Origin of the sequence: Actinomadura sp. HBU206391 (assembly GCF_014323665.1) — a bacterium.
GTDB lineage: Bacteria > Actinomycetota > Actinomycetes > Streptosporangiales > Streptosporangiaceae > Actinomadura_C.
The window spans coordinates 1-2,849 of record NZ_JABVEB010000463.1 but is presented as its reverse complement, the minus strand read 5'-3'; the positions used below and the strand labels follow the sequence as shown (position 1 = coordinate 2,849).

Sequence of the window (2,849 nt, the reverse complement as noted above, 5' to 3'; positions counted from 1 at the left end):
GCAAGCAGCAGCTCGTCAAGACCGCACGAGACCTGGGGTTCGACGCCCCGATCACCCCCGGTGTCCCCGCACAGCGCGGACGTTTCCCGCTGCCCCGCGACGACGCCGAGTTCGCCGCCGCCTCCTTCGGCCAGGGCCGCGTGCTGGCCAGCCCGCTCAACATGGCGGCGGTCGCCGCCGCCGCCAAGTCGGGCTCCTGGCGGTCCCCCCAGTTCGTCGCGAACGGCGGCGCCAGGCAGACGGTGCGCAGACTCGACCCCGGCGTCGTGTCCGGGCTGCAGACGATGATGTCGGCGGTGGTGACCAACGGCACCGCCAAGGCCGCTCGGCTGCCCGCCGGCACGGCCGGCAAGACCGGCACCGCTGAGTACGGCACCGGAGCCAAGCCGCCGACACACGCGTGGTTCATCGGCTACCGCGGTGACCTGGCGTTCGCCGTCATCGTCGAGGGCGGCGGCACCGGCGGGGACGTCGCCGCGCCCCTAGCGGCCGCCTTCCTGCGCGGCCTGTGACCACGCCGTCCGAGCACGCTCCCCGCCTGGCGGCATGCCGCCAGGCGGGGGGACCGCTCGCCGGTGCCGCGCCCGCGCGGCGGGAGCGCCGGGTGGCGACGGGCCTACGCGCGGAGCGCGTGGGCTACTCACCCGGCCGGTGCCGGTCGCCTGCGGCGACGGTGGGCACCCGGTCCAGGGCGATGCCGAAGTGGGTGCGGTAGGCGGAGAGCAGCCGGGAGTCGTCCAGGACGTGTTCCTCGCGTTCGCCGTTGACGGTGTGGATGAGCCGGGTGCCGCTGAGGGTCACCCGGCCGGACTCGGTGAGCAGTGAGCAGGTGAGCGATCGGGTGAAGTGCGATCGCGGCGAGGTCTGCTGCCACCAGCAGGTCGGGATGAAGTCGCCCAGCTCATAGGGACGCCGGTCCAGCCGGTACTGCGGCGTGCCGTCCATGATGACGTCGAGGTCGCCGTGGCCGCCCGGGCCCTGGTGCTCGACCACCTGGAACACCCCACCGGGGTCGTGCTGGTCGCTGCGGGCGTCCATGCGCAGGGGGTGATGGCTGAACGCGCCGAAGCCGACGTCGACCAGCCAGGGCTCGGCCAGGTCGACCCGCAGCACGAGATGGTCGAACGGCGGCCCGGCCTTGTCGCCGGCGAAGACGCGGGCCGACAGCAGCGTCACGCGGTAGCCGAGCGCCGTGAGCAGCGCGGCGAAGGCCCCGTTGAGTTCGTAGCAGAACCCGCCCCTCCGGCGGTCGACGACCTTGGCCAGCAGCGCCGGCTCGTCCAGCACGATCGGTTCGCCCAGGTGAATGCTGAGGTTCTCGAACGGAACCGTAGCCAGATGCGCCCGCTGCAGTTCGCGCAGCGCGTCGATGTCGGCGCTCGGCGGCCGGGGCACACCGATCCGTGCAAGGTAGGCGTCCACGTGCGACTCTTCCATCATGTCCTCCGCGCTGAATGGCCCGCTGCGAGACCATTCAGTCACGGGCGCGCGGCCGCGTCATCGGCCGTCGCCTCGGCCTTTGGTCCTAGTCCGCCGGCCGTCGCGGAGCCCGCTTCCCGGTACGCGCCCGGCCTCCCGAGGCTATTCGAGCTCCCCCTGCTCGCGCCGGCGTTCGGCCTTCAGCTGCTTCTGCCGGCTCTTGGAGGCCTTGCGCTCGGCGCTGACCCCGCCCCAGAACGCGAAGCCCTTGACATGGATCCTCGGGGCGCCGTGAGCGCCGGGCCCGATCGCCTGGTGGTCGAAGCCGCCCATGATTCCGATGCCGGTCACGTGCACCTCGGCGTCCTCGGGCAGGATGATGTGGACCCCGCCCATCAGCGCGAAGGCGCGGATCGTCACCTCCCGCTCGGTGAAGCGCGCATCGCGCAGGTCGAGTTCGCCGCCGCCCATGACGGCCACCGAGGTGAACTTGCGCGGAACCCCCCAGGGACCCTTGCGAGAGAACCCACCCAGGATGCCGATCCCCAGCTTCGAGGTCGGCGTACCGCCGAAGCCGTATGCCGCTCCACCCGAAGGCACGGGCGATGGCGCGGAGGCGGCCGAGTCGGGCAGATCGTGGGTGATCGGCTCGAGGTCGGCGTAGGTCTTCGCCACGTAGACCGCGCTCAACCGTTCGTCGAGCTCGTCCAAGCTCAGCCTGCCGTCCCCTGCGGCCTCGCGCAGGATCGCCGCGACCCGGTCACGATCGCTGTCGGAGGCGCGCAGCTCCCGCGGGTCCTTCTTTTCCGGGAGGTTCGTCATGGGCCATAGCCTAGATGTGGCAAGGGTCGGCCGACAGCGGGGTCCGATCACGGCACGGCGTCGAACCGGCTCGGCGCCGGTATCCGGTCAGGGCCGACGGCCGGGCCGATCCACTACCCCCGTCTCGAGCCGGGTGGTGCTGTTCAGCACGCGGCCCGCGGTGAGGACGTCGGGTTCGGGCGACGGCCCGGGCGGCCAGTTGCCCCGCCACCTGCGGGGCGTGGGATAGGGCCTCGGCGTGATCGTCTTATCTCGTGCGACGACGGTTCGCTCACCCAGAAAACGGTACGTCGTCGCGTCGAGGAGGAGCTCGGAACGCAGGTCGTCGGACTCCCTCGCCACCGCGATGCCGCGGCGCCCGGCCTGGTCCTCGACGTTCTGGACGATCCTGACCCCGGGAATCCTGGCGAGTACGCGGTACAGCGCCGCCTGCACCTGCGGCGGAACGATCGTGGCGTCCCGGAAGGTCGTCATGATGTAGGTGAAGGCCCGATCGTCCCGGTCGATTCCGGCGTGGCCGCCGCTGCGCGTGTAGACCTCGGCGAGCAGCGCGCCCGTCTCGGTGGGCAGCCGGTCGAGCTGGTCGTACATCTGCCAGGGGGAGCGGT

4 protein-coding genes are annotated in these 2,849 nt (G+C 71.9%); 1 reads left to right on the top strand and 3 read right to left on the bottom strand.

Annotated elements, in window-relative coordinates; all coding sequences use genetic code 11:
• The coding region (locus tag HKK72_RS38335; RefSeq protein WP_261987590.1) for a penicillin-binding transpeptidase domain-containing protein at positions 1–512 on the top strand (512 nt) is incomplete at its 5' end.
• Positions 513–636: 124 nt separating this feature from the next.
• Here the strand turns inward: HKK72_RS38335 and HKK72_RS38330 are convergent.
• From HKK72_RS38330 to HKK72_RS38320, 3 genes are all read right to left on the bottom strand, one after another.
• The gene (locus HKK72_RS38330; RefSeq protein ID WP_315987657.1) at positions 637–1,422 is read right to left on the bottom strand and encodes an arylamine N-acetyltransferase; all 786 of its coding nucleotides are present in this window, start codon (positions 1,420–1,422) and stop codon (positions 637–639) included.
• A 159-nt stretch (positions 1,423–1,581) separates the two neighbouring features.
• On the bottom strand, positions 1,582–2,241 hold the full coding sequence (locus HKK72_RS38325; RefSeq protein WP_187239279.1) for a DUF1707 domain-containing protein: 660 nt from the start codon (positions 2,239–2,241) through the stop codon (positions 1,582–1,584).
• A gap of 87 nt (positions 2,242–2,328) precedes the next feature.
• A partial coding sequence (locus tag HKK72_RS38320; RefSeq protein ID WP_187239278.1) for a CU044_5270 family protein occupies positions 2,329–2,849 on the bottom strand: 521 nt, incomplete at its 5' end.